This is a genomic window from Novipirellula caenicola, from assembly GCF_039545035.1.
In the GTDB taxonomy this organism is placed as follows: domain Bacteria; phylum Planctomycetota; class Planctomycetia; order Pirellulales; family Pirellulaceae; genus Novipirellula; species Novipirellula caenicola.
Genome location: NZ_BAABRO010000044.1, coordinates 1 through 6,636 on the forward strand (window position 1 = coordinate 1; position 6,636 = coordinate 6,636).

The 6,636-nt window shown below is 52.7% G+C and carries 8 protein-coding genes; all 8 read left to right on the top strand.

The features are described from left to right. Positions 1–349, top strand: a 349-nt coding sequence (locus ABEA92_RS30935) for a hypothetical protein (protein ID WP_345689683.1), incomplete at its 5' end; no start/stop codon positions are given. A 427-nt stretch (positions 350–776) separates the two neighbouring features. Then, positions 777–1,016, top strand: coding sequence for a hypothetical protein (locus ABEA92_RS30940; RefSeq protein WP_345689685.1), 240 nt, complete (start codon positions 777–779; stop codon positions 1,014–1,016). A gap of 96 nt (positions 1,017–1,112) precedes the next feature. Further along, positions 1,113–1,715, top strand: coding sequence for a hypothetical protein (locus ABEA92_RS30945; protein WP_345689687.1), 603 nt, complete (start codon positions 1,113–1,115; stop codon positions 1,713–1,715). Positions 1,716–2,981: 1,266 nt separating this feature from the next. Further along, positions 2,982–3,485, top strand: a complete 504-nt coding sequence (locus tag ABEA92_RS30950; protein WP_345689689.1) for a hypothetical protein — start codon at positions 2,982–2,984, stop codon at positions 3,483–3,485. A gap of 960 nt (positions 3,486–4,445) precedes the next feature. Then, on the top strand, positions 4,446–5,123 hold the full coding sequence (locus ABEA92_RS30955; protein ID WP_345689691.1) for a DUF6882 domain-containing protein: 678 nt from the start codon (positions 4,446–4,448) through the stop codon (positions 5,121–5,123). A gap of 210 nt (positions 5,124–5,333) precedes the next feature. After that, positions 5,334–5,816 (top strand): hypothetical protein, encoded by a 483-nt coding sequence (locus ABEA92_RS30960; protein ID WP_345689693.1) that lies wholly within the window; start codon positions 5,334–5,336, stop codon positions 5,814–5,816. After that, positions 5,800–6,321 (top strand): hypothetical protein, encoded by a 522-nt coding sequence (locus tag ABEA92_RS30965; RefSeq protein WP_345689695.1) that lies wholly within the window; start codon positions 5,800–5,802, stop codon positions 6,319–6,321. Before ABEA92_RS30960 ends, ABEA92_RS30965 begins: the two co-directional genes overlap by 17 nt. Before the next feature lie 112 nt (positions 6,322–6,433). Then, positions 6,434–6,636 (top strand): DUF6714 family protein (locus tag ABEA92_RS30970; RefSeq protein WP_345689697.1); only part of this gene is annotated, 203 nt, incomplete at its 3' end.

Genomic DNA, 6,636 nt, shown 5'->3' on the forward strand with positions numbered 1-6,636 from the left:
CGGCTTGTGGCTGATTGCGCAGAAAAACGCAGACCCACGATTCATGCAGCATGCCGATGAAATCATTAACTGCCTTCGGACGGTGAACACCCACTTCAATGGTCCCGACCCTACCTCACGTAGCGGTTGCCCCGATCATTCCCGAATCTCGGAAGTAGCATATTGCGTTTCGGGGATAATTTCCGGAGGTTTGACGCTATATCTGAAGCTCAACCAAATGCGTCAACTGGATCCAGATTCTTTGGCGCAACTAAGTGTCGAGTTATGCAGGATCGCATATGCGTGGGATCAGATCCTTGCTAGCGACGTCTCCGACATCCTCGAGGGATTCGACATCACTCTTGCCTAAATGGAAAACAATTCGCCTACCGAACGGACTGAATTGATGAATGTCAGCTATACTCTGATTTTGAACGGTGAGTCCAGAAGACAGAGAACCATGGGATGCAACGGAGCGGCGGTGTTGCGGTTTCAGCTGAGATCAATGTCTTGTCCCGCCGCCCGCTGATCCCCAACGTTATCCGACTGAAATCCAGTCGCTCCCACGCATTCACTCTGCACTTGTGAACGACGCTAATCCATATCGTCCGCCATCCACGCCCGGCCATCTAGTCGCGGACGGACAACTCCATGCGCACCCCACTGCGCGTCTTGCGAGTGTTGTCCTAATTGTGCTTGGCTTGGCGTTCCTGAGCCTCACTGCTATTTCTACGCTTTTCTGGAACCTTCGGCCGCTTGTCGCACCCGGCAACCCGTCCCCGGCATTCTCACAGACCATGCGAGATTTGCTTTCGATCGCAATGTTGTCACTGCAAGTCTACGCTGGCTTCCGCAGCTGGCACTACCGTATTCCAGTGCTTGGCTGTATCGCGACATTCGTGATGTGCGTTGTGATGACCGATACCAAGGCTGCCCCTGTATTCTCGCCCGCTTGCCTCGCGTCTGTTGGCGTTCTGATCTACACTGGCTGGTTCCGCAAGACCGCAGCATTACCCGTTTCCCCAGACGGCGGATAACCAAGCCATTCACACGGAGTACGGCTTGCGCGTTTTCACAAATGGATACATCACTCTCCGTGCCCGGTGATGGCAATCGTTCCCCGACACAGAAACTTGAATACACGATTTGCCATTCGGACGATACTCATCAGCGTTGCGGTCGTTGCAGTCGTTGCGGCGTTCTTTGCTGCTCGGCGCCTCCCTGCTCGCCAAAATGACAACCGTGCTGTCGATCGATTTTATTGGCACGATTATTCCAATGGTGTTGCGAAGCAACGTCGAGAATCCGGTTGGGAATACCAAGGTAAGATCAATGGCCTTGGGAGTTGTGTGGTTCTGCATCACTCGAATTCGGAACACGAGAAATACGGACAACATGGCGGCTATGCCGTCGCTTTCCAGTTACCACTTGATGTTGCCGAAGGTGACCAATTGACGCTTTTACCGGTCCCCGCAACACGCTCTGGTGAACTCCATCCGCATGACAGAAGATTCACCCTCATGCTTCCCAACGAATTCACTGCCACTACTTTCGGAGATCACTTCGGTTCCATCACCGCTCGTTCAGATATTCGAGAGTCGTCTGTTGCCGTCAAAAAGATGATGAACGAACATGTGATTCTGCATGTCCAGATTGACGTTTCGATACCGGAGTTCTATGACTTGAAGCTCGATCGAGATTTCACGATTCGGCGTGTGCCTACAGACGATGCATAGCAAACCTATGCATCGAAGCTCGACTTGCGAAATGACACGTCTGGATGCTTTACCGTCCGTCCTCGGTGGCGCGTAGTGCTATCCAACTAACGGAGCTATACCCTTGAAATATATCGTTGCCGCGTTTTGCTGCTTGTTGGTTGCCGCTACAAATGTGCGTGCCGAGACTGCCACGCTCCAAATGCGTTTCGTCTTTGACGGCGTCCCACCCCCTGTCAACCAGATCAACGTTTTGCCTGGCCTCGCGCCCGCTGGCGGCCCCGTACTGGACGAACGACTCCTGGTTGATCCCGTGTCAAAGGGAATCCGAAACGTTGTCGTTTACGTCTACACGGACCGTGGCGGATCGAAACTCGGCCCGTTTCCACGTAGTGACAAGAAGCATCGTTTGGCAATGTCGAACGCTCGGTTTGATCCTCATGTTTTGATTGCTCAGGCAGGAGATACGATTGAACTGGTTAATCGCGGACGAGTTCAACACAACCCCGTCCTTAGTTTCTTTGCGAACCAGCCTGGCGATATACAGATTCCGCCAGGCGCGTCTAGATTGATTACAGTGTCTCGACCGGAGCCCGCACCCATTCCGGTTGACTGCAACATACACGCATGGATGCATGCCTACGTTTTCGTTCTGGATCATCCATTTGTAGCTTGCTCCGATACGGAGGGTAATATCAGTATTGCGGGACTGCCCGCAAATGCAAGTCTGACGTTCCGAGTCTTTCACGAGGCCGGGCGAATTGATCGAGTGGGCATATTGGGCGCGACGACTGATTGGCCGCGGAGTCGATTCAATGTGGATCTCGTCGAGGGCGTGAACGATCTTGGGGATATCCTTGTGCCGTCAACGTCACTACAGTCCAACTGAACTAAGCCCCGGAGTAAAAAAGAGATGAAAGTCGAGGCCTTGAAAGCGAGTTTGCGCAGTGGTTGCTCAGCCGCTTAGGCAAGGTGATGGCAATTCGTTCGTCGACTCGTCATGGTTCGCAGCTTGCAAACGGTTCGGCTGCAATGGCGTGGGTGTTTTCGGTCGGTCTAAGCTGGCCGATTCGTTTGCGACGAATTAATTTGCGACTCGATGGCGGGTCGGGTACGATGACGAACGAGCGTGATCATTTAGATCACGATCATCCCGGTAACTGCGGCGAACCATGCGATGGTGACGGAGCGGCGGCATCGTTTTCCCAAATTGCTCCGTCACCCTTCGCCGCCTGCACATCGCTCCCGTTATCCGACTGATCTGACGCAACCGAATTGATTTCGCAAATGGATTTGACAACATCAGACTGGATCGCTGTAGCAGCGCTCGGCGTTTCTGTACTTGCGCTTATTGTCTCAATCTTCAAGGACTATTTCACCTCACGAAACCAAAAGATCGAACAGTCAATCGACCGACATGTGCAGGAGAAAATGAGCCAAGCACAACGGAGGATTGTCGAACTAATGGAGAAACAGAATTCTCGTGTCGAGACCGAGACGCAACAATCAAATAGGCCTCGCGTTACTGCACGCTATTCGAACAAGCGTATTCATTTTTCCAACAATGGCAACACGAAAGCTGTCTCGGTAGATTTGACAATTGTTGAACAATCAGGCAATTCTCCATTTGTCGATCTCGACACGCCGTTTGATATTGAACCTCATGGGCATCGCTCATTTCATTGCACGCAGACATCTTCTACCATAAAGAGACCGTTTAAGATTGACATTACATGGTCTGACGAATGGGGAAGGGATTACGAGAAGCTTGGTGTGACAATTGCGGACTAAGACCGTAAATCACGGATAACGATCGTATGCACCGGAGAACCGGTGGTCGGTTTTCACGAATGGATGCCCAACTCCCGGTCCCCGCTGATCCGGGGCGTTATCGCAACTAGCTGCGTGACCTGCGCTGATTTGCGATTCATGCCATCGCTGCCGTGCCAAGCAAAATCCGCGGTTCTGATCGTGCAACATCTTGTCATCGCAGTCCGTTACACTAGCGTCACTGGTCGATCCCAACGGTTGTCTGCTTGACGGGCCACCCACGGGGCGGAACGCCACTGCAACCATGGCGGACTCATGCTTGCTACAATCTGCGATAACCATGCGATGGTGACGGAGCGGCGGCATCGTTTTTGCAAAGTGGCTCAATCACCCTTCGCCGCCCGCACATCGCTCCCGTTCGTCGACAAACCTCTGGATCCAACGTTGCTATCACGCGGGAAGACTCGTCGTTTGGAGAAGCGTTTCGCATCCCTTGACGCGGATATAAACCGGCGTATTGGCGTGTTTGCGGTCTTGGCACTAGCTGCGATGGTAGTAGCTGGTGTTATTCCGCAACGGCTTGCGTGGCCGGAGTGGCTGTCGCGAACTGTTGTTGTCGCGTGGGCTATCGGCATCGTTCCAGCGTTTGGCATATCCTATTCACGTGCTGCCGCGTACCTGTCTCGGAAACATGGGCTGCGATGCTCCCAGTGCGGAAAACCACTAAGAAGGCTATTGCTCAGCAAAGTACTTTTACGCAGGCGGCGATTTGATGATCCCGACTATTGTGTCGATGGTAAAGTGCCCTCGCGGTGCCCCTATTGCCACGCGTCTATATCTTCGGCTACCGAGCAAAAACTCGCGGACAATTAATGAGCGACGAACCAAGCCATGCACGGGAGTGGCGGTGGTCATCGTGTTCCGAAATCAAGGTCAACTCCCGCCACCCCGTGATGGCGGACGTTCTGCCGTAGATTGCTTATGAGTCCTGAATTCACTTCCTTGCTTTCGCAACACGTTGGCGCCTCATTCGCGAAACAAATGGCGTTCGCGGATTTGATCGGTGAACGCAATTGGGGCGTCAGCATGTCCGAAGGTGTTGCTACTTTCGGAACTGATCTTTCATTCTCCATCCAATTGCTTGGCACTGAAGCCGATGGTGACGCGTCTTGGCTCTGGGCTTGGGCAAACGAGCAAAGCAATTTGCCTTCAAGTCTTCTCCAAGCGTGTAACGAATGCAAGGACATTGGAGTTACACAACCGGTTCCGGAATTCACTGACCGCAGCTTTTCGCAGAGCATCGCCAACGGGCACATGATCGCGTTGGTTGCATTGGGGCTACATCCCAACTGCTGCTATTACCGTGGTCCGTACGATGGAGGTGCCCTCTTCTTCCTCGTTTGCGACGTCCCTAACGACGTCGTTGGTCCTGTTGCACCTGAACGCGCCGTTACCGTAATGACTGAGGTGATCTCTCAATTTGAAATCAATCACCGAGACATGGCTGATTCGTTTCTGCAGAGTCAGGGTTTCACGCTGCAACCGGCTGGCAATCGTTTACTCGCTATACGCGACAACGATTCACTCACAGTTTCCTTTGATTCAATGCAACGCATAGACAAAATCGACTGTACAATGAACTCTGCCAACGCGACTTGATCGCGGACCAGGAGAAGGCAGAACCAGGCCGTGCACCGAAGGACGGCTTGCGAGTTTTTACAAATGGAAAGTCAACGGTCCGTCCTCGGTGACGGCAATCGTTCTGCTATTGCGATTGCTTGAGCTTTAATAGTGCGTTTACAGTTCTTGTGTTTCCCCCTCCTTTGCCTGGCAGTTCTTGGCTGCGGTCAACAAGATTCTGGTGCTTCGATGAGCAGTGACAACTACATGGAATACGAGGGCCAGCGCTTTCAGACATCAAAGCCATATTCCGACTGGGATGACTTCAAGGAAGATCCGAAAAACTACCTCGAATCTGAAACGGAGAAGATGCAGGCTGCCGTCAAGTCGGTTCAGTTCTTACCAACTGCCGCGGACAGAGAGGGCGTCATGGCTCAGATGTCCGACAAACAGTTCCCAGGGTTCGGATGTGCCCAACTTGGTATCCTGCACAAAGATCAGTTGGACCAATGTGCGGCGTTCTCAATTCAGATCCCCCGCTCAAGTCAGTGCCGATACGTCGGATACGTGAATGTTGATGGACGTTTTGTTCTTGTTTCGGATTTCATTGGCCCACCGGTTCCTTCTATTGCCTACATATCGGTTTCGGATGATCATCTGAACTTCCACAACATCAAGAAGTCGTTGGTTCATCGAGATCCCATCGCCGGGCAGGATGGAGCAGAACCATGAAATGCACGGGAGAACGGGTGATGCGTTTTCTCGTCTGCTTGAAAGTCTTTCGCCCGTTCCCCGTGATTTCGACCGTTCGCCCAAAGAGGAAACGCACTTCGTGAATGCACGGCGCGTATTGACGAGAACACTTATTGTCTTCGCTGTCATGTTTGTTGGCGTCGCCATTTCTGGATATGCCATGTATCGCTCTCACGTGACGGCGAACGGGCTTGAGGTCGCGCAGAAATGGGCACGAATGTCTCCACTTCCGGAAACTGCAACCGGATTGCATGTCGAGACACGTGGGGGACCTTTTACTCGTGAGTTCACCATTCGTTTCAATGCGCCTCCCGACGACCTGGATTCATGGCTTAACAGCTCACCGGGAACCTCCAATCTGAAACCTGTCGTAAACGGCCGATCACGGGTTTACAATGTCGAACCAGGGAATGGCGCGATGCACGCTGAGGTGACTGTGGACGACGACACTAATTTGGTCGTGATCCACACCTACTGGAGCTGAATTGATTGGCGAACCATGCGATGAACCGAAGTCGCGGAGTCGTCGTTTTTGACAATGGAGAATCAATCGCCGCGACTCGGTTATCGCGGTCGTTCGCCGATCGAATACATTGATGCGTTTCCAGATGCAGACGTTACGCAAATGGCTCGCCGATTACATCGAACACGCTTTCCGCGGCGTGACACTCAATGGCGGAACAAGCATCTACCGTGCTGAATCGATTGACGACTACGGCAACCCGGCGGAAGATGAACTCGACAAAACCGCTGAACGAATCGACTGGCGTAGGGTTGCGAAAGCGGATCTTCTGAAACG